The sequence below is a fragment of the Tardiphaga sp. 866_E4_N1_4 genome (assembly GCF_052076075.1).
In the GTDB taxonomy this organism is placed as follows: Bacteria; Pseudomonadota; Alphaproteobacteria; order Rhizobiales; family Xanthobacteraceae; genus Tardiphaga; species Tardiphaga robiniae.
This window is the reverse complement of sequence record NZ_CP197242.1, coordinates 3,290,652-3,313,894: the sequence shown is the minus strand read 5'-3', so window position 1 is coordinate 3,313,894 and position 23,243 is coordinate 3,290,652. Positions and strand designations below refer to the sequence as shown.

The window sequence follows — 23,243 nt, the reverse complement described above, 5'->3', positions numbered from 1 at the left end:
GTATGTTGATAATGGCGATCATTGCCACGTTGGAATTCACTTGTCTGGCATGTAGATCGGACCGTTTCGAAGTCGCGACCCAGATAGGCGGAGAGTTGGGCCGCTCGTGAATAGTGCCGCTAAGAAGCTGCCGATCGAACCTTTGAGTGACGGCTGTCAGCCGTTCGCTCTCCGCGGTAGCTACGCGACCGCGCCGTCTCGATGTTGACAGCACTCCTCCCTTGGTCCTAGATTGAGAATAGTTCGGCAACGAATAATTTGCTTTCAAATAATAATAGACGAGGAGGTTATCTTGGTTTGGTCTTTAAATAGTTCCTTCTTCGCTGTATGTGCCGCTGCGCTGGCGTTCGCAGGGCCGGCTCAAGCTGCCGAGCCTGTTAAGATTGGAGTTATCTCGCCGGTAACCGGACCTGTGGCGCTGGATGGAGAGTCGTTCCGAAACGGTGCAGCGCTGGCCGTCCGGCAGATTAACGCCGCCAGCGAAGCGGGCAGCGCAAGGCTTGAATTGTTGATCGAGGACGGGGAATGTAAGCCCAGCGTCTCTGTAAGCGCAGCGCAGAAGTTGCTTGTCCGCGATAAAGTGCCGGTCTTGCTTGGCGCACATTGTAGCGCGGCGACGGCTGCCGTGCTTCCCATTGCTGAGCGTCAAAAAGTCCCGTTTGTAACTGGGATTTCGAGTGCTCCGAGCTTGACGCAAACTCGACACGAGTTCTTCTTCCGTCTCCCGCCGACCGAGGAGATGACGGCAAAGGCTGCAGTCCCGTTTTACCTCAAGCGGCTCGGTCTCAGGTCAATCGCATTCTTGGCGTTGAATGACGAGTGGGGGCGTCAGGCCGCTGAAGTGAACGGCTCCCTTCTGGAGTCAAATGGCGTCAAGGTGGTCTCTACGGACTATTTCTTGCCAGGAGAGTCGGAATTCGGCGCAGCATTGACGACCATTAAAGCCAAGGCCCCTGATGCGATCTTCGTGGCGGCAAATGCTCGCGAAGGAATCTTAATTGCAAAGAAGGTCGAGGAACTTGGTCTCACTCAGAAGCGCCTCGGAGTAGGAGCTTGGCCTACGAACACATTCATTGAGCGCGCTGGCCAATCTGGAATGGGCTGGACAGTCATCTCCCAGTACGTCCCCGATATCGCGACGGATAGGAACCGAACGTTTGTCGAAGCATACGAGCAAGTCTATCATGTGCCGCCGGATAAATACGCGGTCTCCGGCTTTGATGCAGTAACCGTGATCGCAGATGCCATTCGCAGGGCCGGCCGGGCGGACCCATCGGCAATCCGCCAAGCGCTCGAGAAATCCGACGTACAGGTCGTCCAGGGACGCGTCAGTTTCGATGACAAGCACCAGGCCTATACCAACGCAGTTCTCAGCGAGAACAAGGACAAGCGATCCATCGTTCTCTCTATTGTACCGACAAGTCCTTAAACCCTCAGATTGCGACCGCGGTCGTGCGGGAGAGGAGATGATTAGGATGAAGGGCAACTTTCGCATAGCAGGTCTTGGTGGAGCAACGCTTGGGTGGATTGCTGCAGCGATCGGCATTTGACGTAACACGCTTGCGAAAGCGCTCGCCTTCCAACGTATTGTATCCACCTGACGGCGAATGTGATGATGAACGAGGAGTGAGCTTAAGTGTGTTCTCCGAAATCAAAGCTGGACCGTTGGGCTCCAAAAGCTCAGGCAGCATCTTGTAAACCAGTGAGACGCCCTTGCGTGTTATTTGAATCAGCAGGCCACGTCGGCTCCTTAGCTCTGGCACACGTGTTACAAGCTTGAGCTTTTTGATTTTGTCCAGTTGCTCGTCATACCAGCACCGCTCAGCAATAGTGAAGCCGAGAGCTGCTTGGAAGTCAGTCTGAACCGAAGGGCGGGCTGGAGCGGCGCAAAGTCGTCATGATGCCGCGCATCAATCCGTTTCGCTCTACCAACCGGTCGATATGGCCGCTAAACTTTAGCTATGAGCAAGCGCCGCGAATAATGTCATCGGACCAAAGACAAGGTCGGGTCTCTCGCGTTCCCTTGCGAGACAATCGTCGAGACCCCATCGTGAATGGCGTCAGGGACGGGATTAGCGCTGCCCGTTGACGTATTTGTCCCGTCGCCACGCGAACTCCGTCCTGTTGTTCCTTTCGGAGTTTGTTGCCTACGCGATTGCGATTTCAACGATTTTCCCAGTCGATCATCGTCCAGCCGTTCGGTAGTCCTCATCGTTCAATAACCATTCCGGTCTAGCGTCATCCGACTACTACTTCGTAATCGACAATTGACACTACCTCAGCGCTATACTACCGTCCAAATAGTTCGAGATCGAATAATTGACTAGCGAACTATACGGAGGGGGTATGAAAGTTGGTTTCAGTCGGCCTGACAAGGGCGTCGAAGCCCTCTTGAAGGAACATAGAAGGCCTCAGCTGGCACCGCTCCGCGCAGCCCAATCAGCGCAGGCCCAAGCAAGACCAATTCGGTGGAAGCGCTGCGGCTCGTTGGCGGGTGTCGGCAGATGAATCTTTTCGATCAGCTGCTCACCAACGGGATCGTGATCGGCGGCACTTACGCCCTCATCGCGATCGGGCTAACGCTCATTTTTGGCATGATGCGCGTGGTGAATTTCGCTCACGGGGAATTTTACATGCTGGGCGGCTACATTGCCGTCTGGGCAGCCGCTACTCTGAACCTCAGCCTTTTTATCGTAATTCCGCTCGCCATGTTGAGCGTAGCCATCGTTGGCTTCGCGTTCGAGTGGCTGTTGCTTCGGCGGCTGCGGGGCGCCGACCTGCTAAGCACAGCTATTCTTACGTTGGGTCTCTCCATTGCCATGCAGAACATCGTCCTGCAAATCTGGGGACCGAAGCCTGCGCAGATTCCAGATCCATTCTCCGGACGTGTACTGTCGATATGGGGAATTGAGGTGACCGCGCTTCGAGTGTTCACTCTCCTAACGGCCGCTCTCATCATCCTGATCCTTGCGGTGGTGATGAAGTACAGCAAGGTTGGGCGTACGATGCGTGCGACATTCCAAGCTCGTGAGTCTGCTGCATTGCAAGGCATCGATGTCAATCGAGTATTCGGCCTCGTTTTTGCCATTGGTGTGGGGTTAGCGGCCGCAGCCGGGGCAATGCTAAGCGCCGTGTTTGTCGTTTCGACGGACATGGGAAGTTTGGCCAACTTGAAATCTTTCGCGGTCGTCATCCTTGGCGGTTTGGGTAACATTCCGGGGGCGATCGTGGGCGGCTTTCTGCTCGGCATAGCCGAGAGTCTCGCTGCTGGATATATCTCGACCGGTTACAAGGACGGAGTGAGTTTCTTAATCCTTATTCTTGCGCTCCTCGTGCGGCCGCACGGACTGTTCGGACGAGAGGAGATTGACGGATGAGCATACCGGCCGGCGTATTGAAACCAATTGGGAGCCGTGCCCGTGGCACTGTCATGAAAGCACTCGGATTATCAGCTTTGCTGATGACTGCATTTTTCTTTCCGTTCTTGGCGGATGATTACGTTCTTCATCTCGCGATTTTAACGGGAATTGCAATTATCCTTGCTTCGAGCCTTAACCTGATCACAGGATATGCAGGCAAACTATCGCTCGGGCATGCGGCGTTCTACGGAATTGGAGCCTACGCCTCGACTCTTGCAAACCAGAGGCTGGGAATTCCGGTCTTAGTCGCAATGGGATTGGCCGGTCCCATGACGGCTGCGATAGCACTCGTCACGGGGCCGGTGATGCTGCGCTTGCGCGGAGCCCATTTCATTATAGTGACTCTGAGCTTTGCCATCGTCGTCCAGCTCGTTTTTATAAACTGGATCTGGCTGACGAACGGTCCGACGGGAATCTTTGGAATTGACTATCCGACGTTTGGCAGTTTCGCTTTGTCAGACAAGCAGTCATATTTCTACCTTGTGGCGGCCTGCGACGTACTTACCCTCTTGATGCTGTGGTGCATCGTGCATTCGCGCCTAGGGAGGGCATTGATCGCCCTTAGAGAAAACGAGCAGCTTGCCGCGTCAATCGGAATTTCGTCGCCTCACTACTCGCTGCTTGCGCTTGTGCTGGCTGCCGGCTTGGCCGGCTGGGCCGGCGCGCTCTACGCGCATTATGTCGGTGTGATTACGCCAGACCTGCTGGGCTTCGATGTCATGGTTTCCATGCTCGTGATGGTTGTTGTCGGCGGTAAGGGCACATTACTCGGTCCAGTGCTAGGGGCTGCGCTCGTAACGTTTCTCCCCGAACAGTTACGCGTTCTCAGCGATTACAGGCTGACTATTTTTGGCATTCTTCTCATGGCTTGCGTGATGGCCCTGCCTGACGGGATTGCCTCGCTTGGATCTCTCCTGCAACGAAAGCTTGGAAAATGGGTGTAGCAACCAGCAACGCAATCCTCCGTGTTGACAAGCTTCGCAAGGTTTTTGGTGGATTGGTCGCGATCGGCGACGTCGATCTCCACGTGAGCAATGGCGAAATTGTCGGCCTGATCGGACCGAATGGCGCTGGCAAGACAACGCTGTTCAGGATGATTACTGGCTTTATGAAACCAACGGCCGGGGACATCTTGTTTGATGGCGAGAACCTGTCGAAAGCTCCAGCACATGAGCGCGCTAGACGTGGCATCGTATGCACGTTTCAACGGACCGCAATCTTCTCCGGCGTGAGTGTTCTGGAGGCCACCAGAATGGGCCAGTACCGGGTGACCCGGGCAGATGTTTTTGATGCGCTATTGAGGACGCGCCGCCATCGGCTTGAGGAGGCCGAGACGACGGCGCGGGCGATGGCTATTCTGGAGTTGCTTGGCCTCGCGGATAGGGCCCACGCAATTGCTGGTTCGCTGTCATATGGGCAGCAGCGTCTAGTGGAACTGGCTGTTGCCCTGGGTGCTGAGCCGCGGCTTCTGCTGCTTGACGAGCCTGCTGCGGGCCTAAACGCCAGTGAGTCGCAAGCACTTGTTCAGGTGCTTCGAACGCTACGGTCTCGCGGTATGTCCATCATGCTTGTCGAACATGATATGGGTGTCGTTATGGAAACCTGCGACCGCATCGTCGTGATTGCTTCTGGAATCAAAATCGCAGAAGGCGCGCCGGCCGACGTACGCTCCAACAAGCGCGTCATCGAAGCGTACTTGGGGGGGCACGATGCTGCGGCTTGAAAATGTTTGCGCATCCTATGGCCGCACACCCATTCTTGAAGCGATAGATCTTGAGGTTAGGGAGGCCGAATTCGTCACTCTCGTCGGCGCCAACGGCGCCGGAAAAACGACAATGCTGCGTGCGATTTCTGGAACGATCCCCATGAGGAGCGGCCGCTTTACGTTTCGTGGCCGTGACATCAGTGATGCTCGACCTGGCACGATTGTCCGTGCCGGATTGACCCATTCGCCGGAAGGGAGAGGCGTGTTTCCGATGATGACGGTCTACGAGAATCTACAGGTCGGAGGGCATCTTCTAACATCGGCCCGGCAGGTCCGGAGTGGAATAGAAAAAATCTTTGAGTATTTTCCGCGCCTGTTCGAACGCCGCGATCAGCTGGCAGGCCATTTGTCAGGCGGTGAGCAGCAAATGCTGGCCATCGGCCGGGCTCTGATGCCAAGCCCAAAACTGCTGCTCCTCGACGAGCCGTCTCTCGGGCTCTCGCCGATGCTAGTCAACCAGGTGGTCTCGATTGTTAGCAAGCTTCACGCCGAGGGGCTCGCCGTGCTTTTGGTTGAGCAGAATGCACGGCTTGCGTTGTCGTTGGCGGATAAAGGTTGCGTCCTCGAGAGCGGCCGGATCGTGCTGCGAGGCAAGGGCTCTGATCTCCTCAACGATCGTACAATTGTGGATGCTTATCTGGGGGGCAACAAGGGCGCTCGGGATGGATAGTTATTTGCGATCACATTGATGAACGGTTCAGCGCTGTTTCAACGTGACTGCCAGTTCGAATCCTGATCTCGGTGAGCAGATCTATGCTGCTTGTCATCTCGGGGAAAGGGCCGTCGCAATCCTTGCGAGCGAGATCGTTATGACGGGCAATGGCATAGTTGTCGCGGGGCAAAGCAGGTGCCAAGGCTCCAACCGATTAGAATGTTCTCTACGGTCAACAACGGTTCACTAGGCTCGTTGCCGCCGCCCGCCGCCCGCCGCCCGCCGTCTCGTCATCGATATCGGGAATTTGGTGCTCCTTGTTCGACGGTAAATGGCTTTAGGCCGCTAAAGAACAGTCATAAATCAGCAGCCCGATCCAGATCACGAAGGCGAACAGGCTCGCGAAATAGATGGCGCGAGCTTGCCGAAGCCCTGCTGCGAAAAGTCTGACGGGCCGTTCAAAGTCATAAAAATTCAAATGCAGCAACTAGGGCTCGATATCGACCGTACATGTGCCGCATGACAATTGCTCTCGTTAAGAGCGCCGCATACATTTAGCTAAAATGAACCGATCAAAGATATTGAGTAAACTGAACAAGCATGCCGAGCGGAAAATTCGAAGCGGTACGGCGCGCCAGAAGGCGCGGCGCGGTTGCAGCTCATCAAGAAGAAGTAGACGATATAAAAGCGAAGGGTCGCGGCGATCTGAACGAAGACCAGCGTGTCCAGTGTGATTGAAGGCCTTATAGGTGGCCAGCCGGCTGGAGGGTGCAAGCTGAACCCGTAGGTCAGGTGCCCATTGTTCCATATCCCTTAACCTTGCGCCTGCACTTGCTGGGCGCTAAGTGCTTTTTCACCGATAATAACCCGCGATAACAACGCCGATGCAAGCGACTCTAAAATCTTAGTCCGAAGAAGCTCGTCTTTTGCGGGAGCGGGCAGAAGCTCTGCCTCTCGGAGAGGAGCGCGAAAGTCTGCTCGCGCATGCGGATCGGTTGGAAACAGCAGTCGAGATGACGAGTGTCCTTTCCGTCCGCCGACCTTTTCGCAACATTTGATGCTGACACCTATTTCGTCGTGATTGGGAGTATGTTCATGACCCCGAAGCTGCGCATAGGTGACGTGTGCAAGCTAACCGAGTTGGGACGGTTGCGAAATCCTAAGACACGCTGGACCACCGCGATCGTTGTAAGCGTCATCGGAAACGGTAGGTCATACAGGATTCTTCCCGCCGGCCGGAAAGATGCCGTCCGTATGCATGGAAGCTATTTGGAGCTGGGATCTAAGCGTACATCGCCCATGCTGGGCGCCGCGCTCGAGCGCCCGACTTAGATCTTACGGGAAGTGATTTATCGTTTGTCGTTGCGGAGAACGTACGGCCTAAGTCAGCTGGCTTCGCTTGTTCCTCACGTTCGCAGACGTAGGGACAGGAGGGAGCGGACCGGGGCAAAGCTTGTCAGGGTTACCTTCCGTCTGACAACTTGTGAAAGCCGTTGGTTTCTAACGGCGTCCAGTCTCTCGATTTGCAATTCGACATGTCTGAAACGACCACCGAGTGGTAAACCGATCGCAAAACGTAACCCCCCTTCGGCGAACCAGAGGAATGATCGAGCTACAGAAGGCTGGCCTCCTCAATGCCCATGCCCCCGGCCGCATTCAGCCTTCGAATCTCCCGGTGCCTAGGTCTCACCGGGCTGAGATGAACTGCCAGCAGCAATTAATGCGCACGGGGATTCTGCGCCTAATGTTGGTATCAGGCGCGGTTATGCATGCGGCGTCCGGGCAGGTCTGTAACATGTCAACCGTCACGAGACCGTCCGGCCCGATCCAGGTTCCTCGCGAACAAAGAGACGTCGATCTTGATTCCTGAAGGCTCGTGAGACGCTTTTTCCCGTTGCCGAACCAGCTCTGCTACGTGCGCGAGCGGTACCTCCATCGATTAAGCTCCATGCTGATGAGGCCGGCGCAATGGAGGCTTTGATCGCGATCGACGGCTCGCGGCCTTCGTTTGCCCTGCTCTGCGGCGCTGTCGCCTTTGGGACCCAACCCCGGGCAAATGGAAACCCCCTCTCCAGGCAATCGAACAGGTCGTATCGGAATGCTCGGCAAGCGTGGGGAGGGTCGAGAATGGATCGGATTAGGAAGTAAAGTTAGGCACCGGAGTGCTGATAGATGCCGATGCGGGCCTGGTGCTCACTGCATGGCATGTTCTTCGCAACATGAAGACTTTGATGGGCCACACGAAAGCCGGGGGGGGATCCGGTTCGATGATTGTCCAGTCATCGAATTCTGTGGAGAGGCTTCCGCGACGGTACGTCCCCGGTTGAAGATATTAGGTGGCGCTGCGGTCGGCGATGCAGCTCGATTCGTCGACGCGGCGGTCTTAAATATCGTCCAATTCAAATTGGAAGGTGTGTTAGCTCCTGGCGAGACGGTTTCGGATTCACTCTCACAAGCATCCGTACGTCGCGCCTCGACCAACTAGGCGGGTCATGCCGGCACGTTCTGCATCGGATGCCCGGGGCGTGCGCCGGTGGGCAGCTACGTCGAGTCAATCGGCAGCCAGGTCGACTGATTTTCATCGTGGATGGGTGGCGTGTATGGAGTGAAGCGCCTCCCGATTGATCCTGAGCCAACCCCATCCCGAAAGCGACGTACTTGCCGACAGGCGGTTTGGACATGACGCGATCACAAGGGCGACAATTCGTCGGCGACGGCGAACTCCCACTCGACATCGGACAGGTCCTGCTCAAAGAGGAAGCCGAACGACGCGAATCCAACGTCCGCGCCGCGACTACCTTCCAGAATCTACGGGAATGCGAGCGCGCAATTCCCAAGTGGCCGAGGGTTCAGGTCGAGAACCACGTCCGCTTGTCCGCGAGCGCTTCTTCACACCGCGGCTGCGGTTCAAAACACTGGACGAGATGAACGCCTGGCTGCTGGACGAGTGCATCGCCTACTAAAGCACACCGTCATCCAGAACTGACTGAGTAGACGATCTGGGGAGGGGGCAAAGCCGAACGGCCAAGGCTCGTTCACTATGCGGGCCGGTTAGACGGATTGTAATGTCTGCTCACCGAGATCGGTTGTGCGAAGTCAGAACATCCGATTAGGCACATTTTTTCTATCTGCGTGACCTCACGGCTCTCTGGTAGGTCACCCGTTGAGCGCCTAACGCCAGCCACCCTCGCCACTGCCATTCAACTAATTCAATTAATGACTCAATGCTTGGATTGTCCCACAATCGCCGTAGTTTTTAGCCGAAAGTTATGCATCAATTTGAAACTTGACATAATCCAATTTGGCCGTAATAACGTCGCGAACGCTAAAAGGGCCATCAACGTGGGTATATGGTCGTGATGCCGCAGCAACGTATCTTCGCAGGTCGATCATGATCGGACGGCTAGGCACGCGTACCGGTGGCCAGATACTGGTGGATCAGCTTTTGATCCATGGTGTCGACACGGCATTCTGCGTCCCGGGCGAGAGCTACCTAGCTGTATTGGATGCCTTTCACGATGAAAGAGAAAGACTTCGCCTTGTCATCTGCCGGCACGAGGGTGGGGCTGCCTATATGGCGGATGCCCACGGCAAGCTGACGGGTCGGCCAGGTATCTGCTTTGTGAGTCGTGGGCCAGGCGCCACCAACGCAAGCATAGGTGTCCACTCGGCGTTTCAGGATTCTACGCCGATGATCGTTTTCATCGGCCAAGTGCCTCGCGGCGACAGCGAGCGCGAGGCTTTCCAGGAGATTGATTACCGTCAAATGTATGGGCCGCTCACTAAATGGGTGGCCCAGATCGACGATCCCAAGCGCATTCCCGAATTCGTGGCACATGCCTTCGCTTTGGCGACCTCAGGTCGCCCCGGCCCCGTTGTCTTGGCTCTGCCGGAAGACATGCTACGCGAGCCTGCGCAAGTTCTCGACGCGCAACCTTATAAAGCCGTCCAGGCCTCTCCGGCATCAGCTGATCTCGTGCGGCTGCGCGAGATGCTCGCGAGCGCCAAAAAACCCTTCGTATTGCTCGGCGGCGCGACCTGGACCAATGACGCGGTTGCCGACATTGAGATCTTCGCCGAGGCCCACCGGCTCCCAGTAGGGACGTCCTTCCGTAGTCAGGACTGCTTCGACAATCGCCATTCCGGTTACGCGGGTGACGTTGGCATCGCGCCTAATCCGACACTGGCAGCGCGTCTGCGTGAGACCGACCTGCTCCTCGTGATCGGCCCGCGGCTGGGGGAGATGACGACGGGCGGATATCATTTGTTGGAAGTGCCGAGGCCAAAACAGAAGCTTGTTCATGTTCATGCGGGTGCTGAGGAACTAGGCCGCGTTTATCAGCCTGACCTGCCAATTGTTGCGGGCATGCCGCAAATCTCCGCCGCCTTGCGAGACATGCTGCCTGTCGATTCAAACGCTTGGGCGAGCCGCACGGCTGCGATGCGCAAGGAATATTTGGCTTATGGCGTGCCCGTCGTTTGCCCGGGCACACTTCAGCTCGCAGAAATCGTCACCGCTTTGCGAGGCCAACTGCCTCCGGACACGATCGTCACCAACGGCGCCGGCAATTACGCAGGCTGGGTGCATCGCTACTGGCGGTACTTCCAGCGCGGAACACAGCTGGCGCCTTCCAGCGGATCAATGGGCTACGGCGTTCCAGCTGCAGTCGCCGCAGCACTAATCCATCCCGACCGGACGGTGCTCTCCTTCTCGGGCGACGGTTGCTTCCTCATGAACGGGCAGGAAATCGCGACTGCGATCCAATACCGCGCCGCACCAATCTTCTTTGTCGTCAACAACGGCATGTATGGATCGATACGCATGCACCAGGAGCGCCATTATCCGGGTCGCGTCAGCGGCAGCGTTCTTGAGAACCCCGATTTTGCCGCTCTTGCGCGCGCCTACGGCGCGCATGGGGAGATGATCGAGCGGACCGAGGATTTTGCGGCGGCCTTTGAGCGGGCGCGAAACGCGGGGCGCGCCGCGCTAATCGAACTGCGTGTCGATCCCGAGGCGATTACGACAAGCAGAACGCTGAGTGAGATTGGTGAAGGGGCGCGCGCGGCAGCCATCGCGCAGACGAGTTTGTGCTAAAAAAAATCAGAACGGGGAGTGGCTTCACATGAGAATACTCATCGCATTCGTTGCATTATTGTGCTCGGTGGCTGACGCTTCAGCGCAGGCGTGGCCCACCAAGGTGGTGCAGGTTATCGTGCCACTACCAGCAGGTAGTGCCGCAGATATCGCGGGGCGCGCGATCGCCGAAAAGCTGTCGCAGCAACTCGGCCAGCGGTTCGTGGTGGATAATCGGCCGGGCGCAAGCGGCAGCATCGGGCTGGCAGCCGTCGCGAGGGCCAATCCGGATGGTTATACGATAACGGTGGCATCGTCCTCGTGGTCCGTGATTCCCGCCACGATGACCAACCTTTCTTTCGATCCGTTGGCGGACCTCGCCGGTGTCACGATCATCGCGAAAATCCCTAATATGTTAGTGATGAGGTCTGATGCAAAGATTGAGTCGGTGGGCGAGCTAATAGCTGCAGCCAAAGCGCGTCCAGGCAAATTCTCCTATGCCACTGTGGGCTTGGGCAGCGCGTCGCACCTGAACGCTGCTCGCTTCCAACTGGCCGCCGGAATCGACACCGTTGCAGTGCCGTATAAAGGCTCAGCTCAGGCGCTCACAGACCTGATCGGTGGCAGCGTTGATTACTGTTTCTGTCCAGTGAGCACCGTGTTGCCTTTCGTGAAGGAAGGTAAACTTGTTGCACTCGCCGCCGGCTCGGCGCAACGCTCATCCGCTTTACCAAATGTGCCGACGACTGAGGAAGCTGGAGTGCCAAACTCTGCGTACGAATTCTGGGTTGGTATCGGCGTGCGCCGAGGCACACCACGCGACATCGTCGATCGATTACATGGAGAGATTGTAAAGGCACTCAACACGCCCGACATCAAAACGCTGTGGGCTTCGCTGGGCCAGGACTTTCAAATAATCGAGCCTGAGAAATTTGATGAGTACTTGCGCGGGGAGGCGACGTCGAACGCTTCCCTTGTCAAGGCTGCGAACATATCGGTGAACTAACATGTACGATCTCGTTATCATTGGTCATGGAGCCGCCGGCCTCGCGGCCGCGGTTGCGGCAGCAGAGAGTGCTCCGAACGCAAGAATCGCTGTTCTCGAGCGCGCGTCGGAAGGCGTAAGTGGCGGGAACACCCGGTGGAGCCCATCTAACATGCGGATGAAGTCCGTAAGCGAGATGTTGCCGGGATTCGAAGACGATATGATGGCGGTCAGCGGCGGGCGCGGCGACCGAGCCTATTTCCGCAGGCTCGCTGCTGACGCGCCAGCCACTCTCACCTGGGTGGAACGCCACGGCGTGAAGTTTCAAACGATGGACTACTTCCTGAGCGCTTGGCCGACGCGCATTCAGCCAGTCGGGAAAGGTGCGGCCATTGTGGAGGGGCTGGCGCAATCCGCAAAAGCAATGGGTGTCGAATTTCACTATGAGTGCCGCGTCAGTCGATTGCTGTTCGACTCTCATCAAGCAGTTGCGGGGGTAGAGGCCTCCGATGGCCGGCGCTTTCCCGCGCGTGCGGTCGTTCTCGCAAGCGGCGGCTTTCAAGGAAATCCAGAAATGCTGCGCGAGCATTTCGGCCCGGGTGGAGAGTCTCTGCGCCCGATCTCGCCAGGGTCTGCCGCCAACGAGGGCGAGGGAATACGCATGGCACTCGAGGCGGGGGCGCTTGCCGCGGGAGATTGGAATGGCATGCACATTGAGCCTGTGGATCCGCGCAGCCAACGGGCTGCCGCCCTCGTACTTGTGTACCCCTACGGAATCATTGTCGATGGAAATGGCCGCCGCTTTTTCGACGAAGGTAGCGGCCTCGTACCGGATACTTGGGAACAACTGTCGCGCGCTATCCATTTCGACACGCCGGGCCGCGCGGCTTGGATAATCCTCGACTCCCGTCTCTTCGATGTTGAGGGCTACGAGGGGGCAATTCGCTCTGAGATACCACCTCTGAAGTCGGATACCATCTCTGGCCTGGCGTTGCTCGCAGGGATTCCTCCGCAGGCTTTGGAGGACACGATTTCCAAGTACAACGCCGCATGCACAGGTGACCACTCGCGGTTCAAAGCGGGCCGCGTCGATGGTCTTTCCAGCTCTACGAACCTCGCGCCGCCGAAATCAAATTGGGCGCGCTCGCTCAACACTCCGCCGTTCCTGGCTTTTCCGCTTGTGGGGGCGATTGTCTATACGTTCGGCGGCTTGGCCACCGATGTCGAGGCACGTGTGCTTAGCGAGCAGGGCCCAATCCCCGGTCTATACGCGGCAGGCGAGATCACCGGCCATTTCCATAGCACGGCACCAAACGCAGTGGCGACGATGCGCGCGCTCGTATTCGGGCGGATCGCTGGTCTCAATGCGATGGAGAAGTACTCGGGATGATCCATGAAGCACTGGAGCAACGAGAGGTACGGCACATGGCAGCATCGTCGCATTGAACCGCGTCAAGCAAATCGACATTTACTGTTCGCTCGACCGGTCTTCGCCCGTCCTCGACCGGCAGAGCTTCGGGTCTCCGCGCGCCAACAGGCATCGCTCATCAGGAAAACGTTCATGAATCGCATTACTGTCGCCGTATCGGTCTCGGCCGCTTTCATCGCTGGCGCCGCCACCATGCATCTGCTGCCGGAGGCCATCACGCATGCGTGGGCTGCCGAAAACATCACGGCGCAGGTAATCCACGTGCCGGAGATGGTGGGCGATGCGCTCGGCCCGGCATCGCAAACCGGCTACCGCTCCAAAGTCTTCATGACCGCCGATGGCGCGACGGTCTCGATTCAGGATGGCAATGTGCCGAAGCACATGCATCCCAACACCAACGAGATCCAATATGTGCTCGAAGGCACCGGCACGATCTGGCTCGGCGACAAGGAAGTACAGGTCAAGCCTGGCGATCTTGTGATCATCCCGAAGGGCACCGCCCATGCGGGGACCAAGCCGGACGGCCGCCCGTTCAAATCCATCGCCATTAAGACCCCGCCGCAGGCACCTGACGACACCAAGATGCTGCCGTAAGCAGAAATGCTGCGTAAGTCTCATCCGGGGGCGCTCTCTCGCGCCCCCGGATGACGTTGACCCGCGCATCACTCAATACCGGCTATTTGACTGTCGACAAAGCGAAGCCGTTTTCGCGAAAACCCGCGCGTGGGCCCCTGAAGTCCTGCTCATCCAACGTGAAGGCGTGTACTGGTCGTAGTGGTTGCCATGGTCGTGGATCGCCGCGATGCTCCTAGGAGGCGGGGGGCGCTGCATCAATGCTGCAATAGCCTCGCCATGCCGCGAAACGTCTAGTAGCCGGCTCCCAGCACATCGCTTCTGCGGACTCTAGCCGCAAGACGGTCGACGAAGGTTTGGTAATCGGCAACGTGCTGAAGGCGATCATTGCGAAGAAGCTGCCGAACCCGCGGCCGCGATCGCCTATGCGACCGATGACGCGGTGTCGAAGTCGGTCGTACCGCCGTGTTGCCGGCGCTGTTCGCCGAACAGAAGATTCCGCTGAAGGGCTCGGTCGACCTCCAGTACAAGGCGTTCGACCTACCGCCGCAGGTATCGCAATTGGCGCAGATGAAGGCACGTGATCGGCTTCGGCGCGCTGCCAGAGGCGATGATCAACCTCGCCAAAGAACTGAAGCGCCACAGAAACCCAGGCGGGTGCGGATGGCACTGGGTGCAATTCCGCTGGGGGTAACCGCAGCAGATGCTTGATAGTGATGAAGTTGCCGAAAAAATCTGCCCATCGCTCGGCTAAACTGACTGACCTCCAAGCCCAACACCTCGCTTTGGCGGGGTTAGTTCCGTCGAGCGCTTCGATCCACGCCAAGCTGGACGCACGTGCATGCCGTAGAGGAGCAGGTCCAACAAATGATCTATGCGCACCGCCGGTGCGCTGTCGTTTCACGGGTAATACCGGCTTGTTGACCAAGCCGAGCAGGCGCTGCCCTTCCGCGGTGATAGCAGTACAGCCAGGCGTTCCGTGCTGGATTACAGTCCCAAGCGAAGAAGCTAGGCTTCGTTAGACGCTGGTGTTTATCGCAAGCTCTCCACGAAACTGGCGCATCGCGTCGCTGATTGCTGGCGGCAGCTAGAAGCCCCTCCCGCGTCGGAAAGCGGCGATACAGAGTGCATATTCCCACCTTCGCTCGCCTAGCTACCTCATCCAGCGCAGCTGCGACAGCGCGTCTTCAATGAGCTCATCTAAGGAATTTGGCGTAGCAATAGCTCTTCATTCTTCAGCAGAGCCCTTCTCGATCTAGCAACTAACTTGTGACGAAACGGCCGATGTCATCCGTGCCGATCACGTAGACGCGTGATGTCGACGATTCATCTCGAATCAGCAGAAGTGCCTGATAGGCGTCCGAGTTCCGCCATCTCCGCGCGTGCTCAATATCAGGGAATTGCAAGATCACGATCCGCTCACTCGGTATCTCGCCGGCCATCGCTTCCGGTCGGCCCCTGGCGAGAAAAACGCCGCCAAACGGCGTCAGCGTGGCAGGCATGCTTTCGGCATATATTCGATAACGCTTGACGTCGATGATCTTGATCTCGTTCACCACATAGGCCGGCATAGGGTGTCCCATCGGTTCGGGCAGTGGGTTAAGCCGTCATCGCGCGTAATGCGGACGATCCGGAGCGTTGCGGGACAACGTCACCTATTCGATGATGGCGCCGCTGACCTTGATGGGCATCTCCCATTTGGCGATTTCGCTCTTCAGGAATTGGCCGAGACAGGCCGGCGCTGCTTGCTTTCCCAGGGCAGTGACCAGGCCCGCGGCCTCGAGCATCTCGGAAATATTTGGCGCCGCGAGGGCTTCGGTGGTCGCCTGATTGAGCTTGTTGACGATGTTGTCGGGCGTGCCCTTCGGCAGAAAGAATGCGTTGCAGGTATAGGCATCGATATCGTAGCCGCTCTCGATGGCCGTCGGCACCTCCGGTAGTAGGGGGGGAACGCTGCTTCGACAGCACGTCGATCGGCTCCACCGTGTTGGCGTCGGTCTGAGCCTTTGCGGTAGTGGTGATGTCGCAGAGATAGTCGATGCGGCCGCTCATCAGGTCCTGCATGGCAGGGTTGGCGCCCTTGTATGGGACGTGCAGCACGTCGATCCCCGTTCCCATGTTGGTCAGCGCGCAGCCGAGATGAATCGCCGAGCCGGTTCCGGCCGAGCCGTATTGCATTTTGTCCTTGTTAGCCTTGGCGCAGGCGACGAATTGCTTCAGGTCTTTAGTCGGCAGGTCATTGCGCGCCACCAGCACCAGCGGCGCCTCAATCACCATGCCGACGGGCGCAAAGTCGGTCACTGAATTGTAGGCCGGCTTCTTGTACAGAGTTTGGTTTTGTGCCTGAGTGCCCACGGTGCCCTGCAAGAAGGTGTAGCCGTCCGGGTCTGCTTTGGCGACACGGCTCGCCCCGTTCATGCCACCGGCCCCGCCAACGTTCTCGACGATGACCGGTCGCCCAAGAATGCGCTGCGCCAGCAAGCGGGCGACGACGTCGTTGGGGTCGCCAGGGGCGAACGGGTTGATCAAGGTGAGCGGCCGGCTCGGCAGTCGGCGCCGCGCGCCGGCGATAGGCCGAGGCCAAGTACAGCGATCAGCGCCAGGCGGACGAGCGTCATGATCTCAACCTTTGACTTTTTGCGATCGCCGCCGGGATCGCTTCGATGCGCGATCCCGGATAGTCATGGAGCGGCCTAGCAGCATCGGCGCGGGCTAGGTGGCCCGTACCGACGTCAGGAAGTTGCGGACCTCGAGTTTCAGCCGGCTGCTTTCCGACGACAGCGACCGCGCTGCCGACAGCACTTGGGAGGAGGCCGATCCGGTTTCCGAAGCGCCGCACTGCACGTCGGTAATATTGGACGATACCTGCTGCGTGCCATGCGCCGCCTGCTGCACATTTCGCGAGATTTCCCGGGTGGCGGCACCCTGTTGTTCCACTGCCGAGGCAATGGTGGAGGCGATCTCCGACATGCGCCCGATCGTGTTGCCTATCTCGCGAATGGCGTCGACGGATTGCTGGGTCGCCGTTTGGATGCCCGAAATCTGCAGGCTGATCTCGCCGGTCGCCTTGGCGGTCTGCTCGGCCAGCAGCTTCACCTCAGAAGCAACTACGGCAAAGCCGCGGCCCGCGTCGCCGGCCCGCGCTGCCTCGATGGTCGCATTGAGCGCCAGCAAATTGGTTTGGTCGGCGATGGTGTTGATCAGTTCGACGACGTCGCCGATCCGCGCGGCCGCCTTGGCAAGCTCGCCGATGCGATCATTGGTGGCCCGCGCCTGGCCGACCGCCTGACTCGCAATATCGGCGGAATCCTGCACTTGGCGGCTGATCTCGTTGACCGAAGCCGACATCTCTTCGGTCGCAGAGGCTACCGACTGCACATTGGTGGAAGCCTCATCCGATGCTTTGGAGACCGCGACGGTCAGTTGCTCGGATCGCTCGGCGGTGCTGGTGAGTGTCGAGGCTGATGCTTCCAACTCGATCGAAGCCGAAGATACAGTCTCGACGATCTCACCGATCAGGTTCTCGAATGCCCGGGTGATGGCATCGACGCGCTCACTGCGCCGGATCTTCTCCTCGGCATCTACCGATGCGGCCTCGTCGGCAGCCTTTTTGGCGATCAGCGCCTGCTTGAACACTTGCAGGCTGTCGGCCATCCCGCCGATCTCGGTAGCTTCGCCCTGATGTGGGACGACTGCGGTGAGGTCGCCGGCGCTCAGCGCCTGCATCGGCGTCACGATGCCGCGAATACCGGCTGAGACGTCGCGCACCATAAGGATCGCCGCGCCGATGCCGACGATCACTGCTATCGCAAGCGACAAGATGACAATCTTCATCGCAGCGCCGTAGCTGCTCGCCGCATGGGCCGCTGCGCCGTCAGCGCCTCTGTTATTAAGATCGATGTCCTGCTGCAGGAATTCGTCGGACTTCACGCTGGCCACTGAAGCTTTGGCTTGCAGCGCACGCGCTTCATTGTCCGCGTTCTTGCGCGAGAGCACCAGCAACTGCTTGACGTCGTCAAGGTATTCCAGCCAGGCCGCCGTCGATGCGGCGAAGAGAGCGCGCTCTTCAGCGGTGCTGATCCGAGGCTCGTAACGCTGGCGCGCGGCAGCCACAATATCGAGCCACTTGACCAGAAGCGCTTCCTGCGTCTGCTTGCCAGCTTCGTTGGTCGCCAGTACATGCGAGCGCACGATGGAGCGATAGGTGATCGAAGCGGCGCGAATTTCGCCGAGCAAACGCACGCTGGGCAGCCAGTGATCGGCTATCTCAATCGTCGATTTGTTGATGTCGCTCATCTGCTTGATACCGAGCCCCCCCATCGCGAACATCGTCAGAAGCAAGAAGGTAACGACGACCGTGATCTTGGTGCGAATAGAATATCGGGCAAGCATGTCGGGGGTCCTGACTAATTTGTCGCCGATCGATTCGGCCCAAAATTGACAGAAACATCTTCCCGAACTTTAGTTAAAGTCGCGTTAGACTCGAACTAAAAAGCCTCATGCGCAACGCTAATGCGACTGTTACAAACGCACATTGTAGTACATTCCGACCACGTCCGTTTGATTGCTACTTTAGCGATGCGTAAGACGACGCTTCATACGAACGAAATAGCTTCCGCCATTTCCAGAATACTTCGTATCTCTACTAGCGCGCGCTCGAGGTCTTCTTCCGTAGCCGGCGCACCTAGACAAAGCCTGATACCAAGCTTTTCGGTCTGCAGACGTTGCAGCGCGCCCGGCGGCGCAAGGGTGATGCCGGCCTGTGCGGCTTGCGTGACCAAGGCATTGAGCGTGCGGCCCGCAGGCAGTGGCAGCCAGATGTGAAAACCCGGAGCATTCGTCGAATGCGGAAGCCATTCCTTCAAAACGCGACGGACGATGGCGTAGGCCGAACCGGTCGGTCAAGCCGGGACCCGATCTTGAAGTGGTTCACGCGCAAGCTGCGGCCCTTCGTGATCCGGTTCTGGAAGTCTAAGTGCCGGCCTTGTTTGAACCAGCTGCGATGCGCGCGAGAGGATCGGCGCTTCTGGTGCGATCCGAAGACGTCGTGAACGGCGACCGGGGCGCCGTGCCCCTGACCTACTTTGGCTTGGTGTCGGCCACGGACGCAAACATCCCGTGGCAAAATACCAGCGGCGCTCCAGTTTCGTGGTGGAAGTGTTCGACCTCTCCGAGAAAGATCACGTGATCTCCACTGTCCACGCAGTTCATCACCTTGCACTCGAACCTGGCAATACAGTTTTCAATATATGGCGCGCCCCAGCGGTTCGTTGAAATCTCGACGCCGTCGAACTTGTCGATCGCAGGTCGCGCAAACTGCTGCGCCAGACCGAGCTGGGTCTCGTCCAACACGTTGACGACGAAATGACCGGACCGAAGGATCGCGTCCTTGCTCGGAGCATCGCGCCGCAGGCTCCAAAGCACGAGCGGAGGATCGAGCGAGACGGATGCGAATGAATTGATGGTTAACCCGACCGGTAACTGTCCCGAGGGCTGCGCAGTAATAACGGCGACGCCGGTCGGGAAGCAGCCGAGTGCCCGCCGAAAAGCCGCTGTGTCGAACGGGACGCGCGATATGCTGTCCGCGGGCATCACCCTTACTCCGCTGCCGTACGTGTGTGAGATTGTGGTCCGTAGCTCGCCATGAGCCGATCGACGATGGCGTCGAAGCGATCCCACGGCGCCATCCTCATGCTATGAGCACGCACAAGGAAGGGGGGGCCGGCATAGAAGTTCTCGTATTGCACATGGCGCGCACCGAATTCGGATGCGAGCAGATCCCAGGCGAGTTTGTAGAGCTTCATACGGTCGAGCGCTGTTTCGCTGTCGGTTGCCCAGTAGGTTTCGAAAATATCGTTGAGTTTTCCGCTTTCAATAATGGAAATGTCAGCCGGCATCTGAAAGATTGCTCCACCCATTAGCTCGCGGACGGTCGCGCAGATCAGGCCGTAGTTATCCTGACACCAGCTCAAAGCTGCGTACATGTAGCGCTGGTTAACTACAACGTAGCCGTTGCCCAGGGGCTGATGATCGGAAACCTGTCCGTGCACGAGGCCGGCAATCGTGGCTTCCATCGCTGCAAGCTTGCCCAGCGTTTCCTGAACGGCGGGGATACCTCGTACGCTTGCGGATTTGGCGATTTTGTTCGCCAAGCCGACGATAAGCTGCAACTTTGACCAGAAGCGCACGTTCGACTGATGATTGCCAAAATAGTGACCACCGGTCTCGATATAGATCGAGCGGCTCAGATCGACATTGCCAATGGTGAAAACGCGTGACCACGGAACGCGCACGTGCTCGCACACCAGCATGCAATCGCTTTCGTCGAATCGCGACGAGAGCGGATAGTCAAACTCGTTGGGCGCGGCGTCTTCCATTGACCGGCGCGACCAGAGCGAAAGTCCGGGTGAATTGACGGGGACAGTGCAGGTGACAGCCTCTTTGATCCGATCGGGCGCAAGGGGTGTCAGATTTCCGATCCAGACCTCGTCGCAGAACGCGCCGCCCGTCGCGAGCGTTTTCATACCGTGGAGGGTAATGCCATCATCATCCATCGCCTCGACATGCAAGGCCGGTGACTTGAAGAAGTGCGCTTTGGCGTCTGTCGAATAGTTTCGGGCGCCTTGCGGTGGGTGGGTCGCGTAACTGACGTAGAGATCGTTGCTGCGGATATAGTGATAGTAATCGAGCAGCCGGGTTTTAAAGCCATGCTCAGGTACATCGAACACCTCCGGGCGGCAGGTCATTCCCGTGATGAAGGAGGCAACGTGATCTGGGGAGCGGCCGAAAAGTCCGTAGCTTGCGTCGGCCCAAAGCTTGTGACCTTTCATACGAAACTGCAGATCTGCACCGCTGCGCGGCTGCAAGTAATAGAAACTGTGTCTATCGCCGTCGGCTTCGAACGAGAGCGCGTTGGTATGCGCGGCATCGCGTTTGAGATCGAAGAGGTGGGCAAAACTCCTTGCGGAGTTGCGAAAACCAGGATGCTCCGTGACATCGTCAACGAGCTTACTGCCGAGATAGATTTTACGGCCGTCCTGAAGCGAACGAAGGTAGTCTTTGCCGGATCGAAGCATGCGTCACCATTTAGTTATTTATGCAAACTAATTAAATGGCATGGCGTCTAGTGTCAAGGCTACGGTAGTCAAGTGATTTGGCGGCTTATGCGCGTAGGGGGGGGCGCCGGCGGCGCCGGTGGCGGGGGACGTTTCCAAGGACTGCCAGCCGTTGTGCTGCTGTGATTTGGTCGAGCACCGCGCTTGCCTTCTCGGCTTGAGCAACCAACATATCCAGCTCATCCAGATAAGCGGTCGCGCTTTTCCCGTCGAGATGTCCGTAAAGGGTATCGTTCACGATGGTCTGAATCGGCGCTATTGCCGCGAGCGACTCACGCCCCTTTGCTGTCAACGAGAGAAAGCTCATGCGCCTGTCGTTTGGGTTCGTGACCTTTTCCAGAAAACCTTGCTGCTCGAGGTCGCTAATTTCAGTGCTGACATAGGCGTCAGTCATATGCATTTCCCGAGCGACCGAGCGCACCGTCCAGTCGGTGTCGGTTTGAAGCCGCCCAAGAGCCTGCATCAAGACGTACTGAAACGATGAGACGCCGATTAACGATGCAAATCCGCCACGGATGCTTTCCAGCATGCCGGATAGAACATAGTGCAAATGAGTAATACGGCGGACGAGAGCATCCGAACCATCAAGCATGAGGGATGTGCAAGAGACAGTCGGAGGGAGTGTAGTTTTCTTCGACACGACTGTTGAGCGTTTTCGAGATGTCAGCTTGGTCTGCTTCGCTTTTCTTGGCACGCCATCCCCTCCGCTTCAGGGCATGGCCGTCCGAATCATCTGCGATCCAGTCGGTCTGCCCAGCCTTTGATTAACATGCTTTGGTCCGCCCAAACAGGCAGCGCTGATTTATGGCCTATCTCGCGGAGAAGAGCCCAAGCGAGACAGAGATTGGACGAGAATACGGGCTTGCCCGACAGGCGTGCGATCTCGGGAATCGCCCTCAGCGTGGGTGCGCCGGTGCCGGTCAGCACGATGGCGTCGGCCGAACTCCAATCCATGCGGCTGACCGCCTCGACGATGGAACTGGTTCGCAACCGGTAGATGCCCAGCGTATCATCGCTGCCGAGATCCACGCCGGCCTTGGCGACCAGCTCGAAGCCGGACTCGAACCAAAACCTTTGCGACTCTTCCTGAAGCCAGCCCGGATAAGGTCCAAACAGGGCAATGCGAGCCACGCCCAGTTCACTGAGAGCTGTGCGGATTGCCTGAGCTGATGAAATGATACGATATCCAAAATGCAGGGAAAGCTTATCGAGCTCTCGGCTTGCCTCTCGTTCGCCCAGCAGATAGGTCGTCGCGGTGCACGCAAAGCCGAAGGCGCCCAGCTTGATCGCTCCGTAGCCATCGAGACTGTCCTTTAGGTTGATGAGGTACTCGCCGAATCGTTTTCGGGAATCCAGCATATTTCCGCGGAGGCGCGTTGTGAGCATTGTCACGTCGGCGGGCAGGAGTGTTGCCATCTCTGGCTCGACGATCGGGTTCGATTGTGGCGGTGCAATGCCGATGATACCGGCGGCCCCGTATTCGAGATCATCCGGCATGTCAGGCTCCAGGCTGAAGGTCAGCAAGCTGTGAACGAAGCACCGCGCTCGGTGATACGTCGGCGTATTTTTGCGACATATCGAAAAGGTTCACTGCATGTGCCGCGGGGCTGCGGTCGTAGACGCACTCTTCGGGAATGGCGACGTGAAAATTGTAAGAAAAGGCGTCGACGACGCTGCCTCTGACGCAGCCCGATGTGGTGCATCCGGTCATGACCAGTGTATCGACATTGAGATCGACGAGATGGCTGACGAGGGTCGTTCCAAAAAATGCGCTCGGATGCTTCTTCGGAATCAGGATGTCGTTCTCAAGAGGTGCGATCTCCTCCACAAACTCATATCCGCGCGATGGAATCGACATGATTGCGGGCACCTTGCTGGCCAGCCTGCCGCCGTCGTTCCGTGTTTTTGGCGCGACGTGGGGGTAGATGACGGGCCATCTCTTGCTGCGGAACAGGGTCAGAAGTTCCTTGATATGGCGAAGGGATTGCCAGGCGACGTCGCCGCATGAAGTTGGAAACTCTTCAACAGCTTGCCAGAAGGGCAGTGGTGTCGTTCCGGTGGTCCGATACTGGACGTCAATGATCAGGAGAGCTGGACGCCTTCCGAGCCCGCCGGGCCTGCCGAAGCCAGCGGCTTCGTAAGCGCGTTGTTCTTCAGTGGAGATAAACGGATCCCACGGTCTCATGATTGTTCCTTGCGCTATCGATTTATATTTTTAGTTTGCAAAAGTA

Annotated in this window: 19 protein-coding genes and 1 pseudogene; 10 read left to right on the top strand and 10 right to left on the bottom strand. The window is 57.8% G+C overall.

Going from position 1 to position 23,243, the window contains the following annotated elements:
- Positions 1-292 precede the first annotated feature (292 nt).
- The 10 genes and pseudogenes from AB8B20_RS16150 to AB8B20_RS16105 all read left to right on the top strand — a co-directional run bounded on the left by AB8B20_RS16150 (position 293) and on the right by AB8B20_RS16105 (position 13,918).
- Positions 293-1,429: an ABC transporter substrate-binding protein gene (locus AB8B20_RS16150; RefSeq protein WP_439074658.1), complete on the top strand. Its 1,137-nt coding sequence runs from the start codon at positions 293-295 to the stop codon at positions 1,427-1,429.
- A 1,075-nt stretch (positions 1,430-2,504) separates the two neighbouring features.
- The gene (locus AB8B20_RS16145) at positions 2,505-3,377 is read left to right on the top strand and encodes a branched-chain amino acid ABC transporter permease (RefSeq protein WP_439074659.1); all 873 of its coding nucleotides are present in this window, start codon (positions 2,505-2,507) and stop codon (positions 3,375-3,377) included.
- Positions 3,374-4,363 carry a branched-chain amino acid ABC transporter permease gene (locus AB8B20_RS16140; RefSeq protein ID WP_439074660.1) on the top strand — a complete coding sequence of 330 codons (990 nt, stop codon included), beginning with the start codon at positions 3,374-3,376 and terminating at the stop codon, positions 4,361-4,363. Before AB8B20_RS16145 ends, AB8B20_RS16140 begins: the two co-directional genes overlap by 4 nt.
- Positions 4,354-5,142: an ABC transporter ATP-binding protein gene (locus tag AB8B20_RS16135; protein ID WP_439074661.1), complete on the top strand. Its 789-nt coding sequence runs from the start codon at positions 4,354-4,356 to the stop codon at positions 5,140-5,142. Before AB8B20_RS16140 ends, AB8B20_RS16135 begins: the two co-directional genes overlap by 10 nt.
- Entirely contained in the window at positions 5,129-5,854 is a 726-nt protein-coding gene (locus tag AB8B20_RS16130; RefSeq protein ID WP_439074662.1) for an ABC transporter ATP-binding protein, read from the top strand. Before AB8B20_RS16135 ends, AB8B20_RS16130 begins: the two co-directional genes overlap by 14 nt.
- A gap of 2,820 nt (positions 5,855-8,674) precedes the next feature.
- Positions 8,675-8,896, top strand: a pseudogene (locus AB8B20_RS16125) (IS21 family transposase); the annotation flags it as partial.
- Between the two features lie 331 nt (positions 8,897-9,227).
- Entirely contained in the window at positions 9,228-10,931 is a 1,704-nt protein-coding gene (locus AB8B20_RS16120) for a thiamine pyrophosphate-binding protein (protein ID WP_439074663.1), read from the top strand.
- Between the two features lie 28 nt (positions 10,932-10,959).
- Positions 10,960-11,916 carry a Bug family tripartite tricarboxylate transporter substrate binding protein gene (locus AB8B20_RS16115; RefSeq protein WP_439074664.1) on the top strand — a complete coding sequence of 319 codons (957 nt, stop codon included), beginning with the start codon at positions 10,960-10,962 and terminating at the stop codon, positions 11,914-11,916.
- Between the two features lies 1 nt (position 11,917).
- Positions 11,918-13,285, top strand: coding sequence for an FAD-dependent oxidoreductase (locus AB8B20_RS16110; RefSeq protein WP_439074665.1), 1,368 nt, complete (start codon positions 11,918-11,920; stop codon positions 13,283-13,285).
- A 171-nt stretch (positions 13,286-13,456) separates the two neighbouring features.
- On the top strand, positions 13,457-13,918 hold the full coding sequence (locus AB8B20_RS16105) for a cupin domain-containing protein (RefSeq protein WP_439074666.1): 462 nt from the start codon (positions 13,457-13,459) through the stop codon (positions 13,916-13,918).
- A gap of 851 nt (positions 13,919-14,769) precedes the next feature.
- On the opposite strand, the gene AB8B20_RS16100 is transcribed toward AB8B20_RS16105, so the two are convergent.
- The 10 genes from AB8B20_RS16100 to AB8B20_RS16055 all read right to left on the bottom strand — a co-directional run bounded on the left by AB8B20_RS16100 (position 14,770) and on the right by AB8B20_RS16055 (position 23,197).
- The gene (locus AB8B20_RS16100; protein ID WP_439075041.1) at positions 14,770-15,063 is read right to left on the bottom strand and encodes a helix-turn-helix domain-containing protein; all 294 of its coding nucleotides are present in this window, start codon (positions 15,061-15,063) and stop codon (positions 14,770-14,772) included.
- A 96-nt stretch (positions 15,064-15,159) separates the two neighbouring features.
- Complete coding sequence (locus tag AB8B20_RS16095; RefSeq protein WP_439074667.1) at positions 15,160-15,468, bottom strand: DUF1330 domain-containing protein; 309 nt, start codon at positions 15,466-15,468, stop codon at positions 15,160-15,162.
- A gap of 28 nt (positions 15,469-15,496) precedes the next feature.
- Positions 15,497-16,426 (bottom strand): Bug family tripartite tricarboxylate transporter substrate binding protein, encoded by a 930-nt coding sequence (locus AB8B20_RS16090; protein WP_439074668.1) that lies wholly within the window; start codon positions 16,424-16,426, stop codon positions 15,497-15,499.
- A 183-nt stretch (positions 16,427-16,609) separates the two neighbouring features.
- Entirely contained in the window at positions 16,610-18,289 is a 1,680-nt protein-coding gene (locus tag AB8B20_RS16085) for a methyl-accepting chemotaxis protein (protein ID WP_439074669.1), read from the bottom strand.
- A gap of 203 nt (positions 18,290-18,492) precedes the next feature.
- Entirely contained in the window at positions 18,493-18,762 is a 270-nt protein-coding gene (locus AB8B20_RS16080; protein ID WP_439074670.1) for a hypothetical protein, read from the bottom strand.
- A 214-nt stretch (positions 18,763-18,976) separates the two neighbouring features.
- The gene (locus AB8B20_RS16075; RefSeq protein ID WP_439075043.1) at positions 18,977-19,489 is read right to left on the bottom strand and encodes a flavin reductase family protein; all 513 of its coding nucleotides are present in this window, start codon (positions 19,487-19,489) and stop codon (positions 18,977-18,979) included.
- Positions 19,490-19,494: 5 nt separating this feature from the next.
- The gene (locus tag AB8B20_RS16070; protein ID WP_439074671.1) at positions 19,495-20,973 is read right to left on the bottom strand and encodes a 4-hydroxyphenylacetate 3-hydroxylase family protein; all 1,479 of its coding nucleotides are present in this window, start codon (positions 20,971-20,973) and stop codon (positions 19,495-19,497) included.
- Positions 20,974-21,058: 85 nt separating this feature from the next.
- Positions 21,059-21,604 carry a MarR family winged helix-turn-helix transcriptional regulator gene (locus AB8B20_RS16065; RefSeq protein ID WP_439074672.1) on the bottom strand — a complete coding sequence of 182 codons (546 nt, stop codon included), beginning with the start codon at positions 21,602-21,604 and terminating at the stop codon, positions 21,059-21,061.
- Positions 21,605-21,741: 137 nt separating this feature from the next.
- A complete protein-coding gene (locus AB8B20_RS16060; protein ID WP_439074673.1) occupies positions 21,742-22,509 on the bottom strand; it encodes a maleate cis-trans isomerase family protein in 768 nt (255 codons plus the stop codon).
- A gap of 1 nt (position 22,510) precedes the next feature.
- Positions 22,511-23,197: an isochorismatase family protein gene (locus AB8B20_RS16055; RefSeq protein WP_439074674.1), complete on the bottom strand. Its 687-nt coding sequence runs from the start codon at positions 23,195-23,197 to the stop codon at positions 22,511-22,513.
- Positions 23,198-23,243: the final 46 nt, after the last annotated feature.

Bases quoted from the DNA above. Each gene is read 5' to 3' on its own strand.
- AB8B20_RS16070 (WP_439074671.1), bottom strand. From the start codon at position 20,973: ATGCTTCGATCCGGCAAAGACTACCTTCGTTCGCTTCAGGACGGCCGT.
- AB8B20_RS16120 (WP_439074663.1), top strand. From the start codon at position 9,228: ATGATCGGACGGCTAGGCACGCGTACCGGTGGCCAGATACTGGTGGAT.
- AB8B20_RS16130 (WP_439074662.1), top strand. From the start codon at position 5,129: ATGCTGCGGCTTGAAAATGTTTGCGCATCCTATGGCCGCACACCCATT.
- AB8B20_RS16105 (WP_439074666.1), top strand. From the start codon at position 13,457: ATGAATCGCATTACTGTCGCCGTATCGGTCTCGGCCGCTTTCATCGCT.
- AB8B20_RS16085 (WP_439074669.1), bottom strand. From the start codon at position 18,289: ATGCTTGCCCGATATTCTATTCGCACCAAGATCACGGTCGTCGTTACC.
- AB8B20_RS16135 (WP_439074661.1), top strand. From the start codon at position 4,354: ATGGGTGTAGCAACCAGCAACGCAATCCTCCGTGTTGACAAGCTTCGC.
- AB8B20_RS16145 (WP_439074659.1), top strand. From the start codon at position 2,505: ATGAATCTTTTCGATCAGCTGCTCACCAACGGGATCGTGATCGGCGGC.
- AB8B20_RS16095 (WP_439074667.1), bottom strand. From the start codon at position 15,468: ATGCCGGCCTATGTGGTGAACGAGATCAAGATCATCGACGTCAAGCGT.
- AB8B20_RS16055 (WP_439074674.1), bottom strand. From the start codon at position 23,197: ATGAGACCGTGGGATCCGTTTATCTCCACTGAAGAACAACGCGCTTAC.
- AB8B20_RS16065 (WP_439074672.1), bottom strand. From the start codon at position 21,604: ATGCTTGATGGTTCGGATGCTCTCGTCCGCCGTATTACTCATTTGCAC.
- AB8B20_RS16060 (WP_439074673.1), bottom strand. From the start codon at position 22,509: ATGCCGGATGATCTCGAATACGGGGCCGCCGGTATCATCGGCATTGCA.
- AB8B20_RS16140 (WP_439074660.1), top strand. From the start codon at position 3,374: ATGAGCATACCGGCCGGCGTATTGAAACCAATTGGGAGCCGTGCCCGT.
- AB8B20_RS16110 (WP_439074665.1), top strand. From the start codon at position 11,918: ATGTACGATCTCGTTATCATTGGTCATGGAGCCGCCGGCCTCGCGGCC.
- AB8B20_RS16115 (WP_439074664.1), top strand. From the start codon at position 10,960: ATGAGAATACTCATCGCATTCGTTGCATTATTGTGCTCGGTGGCTGAC.
- AB8B20_RS16075 (WP_439075043.1), bottom strand. From the start codon at position 19,489: ATGCCCGCGGACAGCATATCGCGCGTCCCGTTCGACACAGCGGCTTTT.